General features: G+C 64.8%; 1 protein-coding gene. It reads right to left on the reverse strand.

What is annotated here, in order from left to right; translation table 11 throughout:
• On the reverse strand, nt 1-593 hold a 593-nt coding region (locus CSQ99_RS31140), incomplete at both ends, for an Ig-like domain-containing protein (RefSeq protein ID WP_176561303.1).

Below are 593 nucleotides of genomic sequence, written 5' to 3' on the forward strand. Positions count from 1 at the left end.
CGAAGGCCAAGGTGAAGTTCTGGCGCACATCGATGCGCCCCGTCGACATCGCCGAGCCGGCCTGATTGCCGGTCGTCGTCGTCGTCAGGGTGAAAACATTGCTGGCGACACTGGCACTGCCATTCGGCGTCAACGTCACGGCGCTGGGCGGCGGTGGCGGCGGTGGCGGCGGTGGCGGCGGCTGCACCGGGGTGACCGTCACGCTGACTGGCGCCGATCGTTGCGTCGTTCCATCGGAGATCGTGTAGGAAAAGCCGCCAGAACCGCTGAAGCCCGCGGTGGGGCTATAAGTGATCGTGTTGTTGGCGTTGATCGTTGCGGTGCCGTTTACGACGTTCGACACGGCGGTGACGGTGAGGGGATCGTTGTCGGAATCGCTGTCATTAGCGAGCACGGCGATGACGACCGGAGTGTCTGCCGCCGTCGTCGCCGTATCGGCAACCGCGACAGGGGAACTATTGCCGGGCGCCTGGCCTTCGAAGGTGGCGGTGACGCTGATGTTGCGAACGCTTTGGGTGTTGCTCAATCCGCCGGTGCCCGCGCCGAAGCCGAAAGAGGCGAAGTTCGAGCCGCCGAGGAATTGGGTAGCGATG

This window comes from Mycobacterium neglectum, from assembly GCF_002591975.1.
GTDB lineage: Bacteria > Actinomycetota > Actinomycetes > Mycobacteriales > Mycobacteriaceae > Mycobacterium > Mycobacterium neglectum.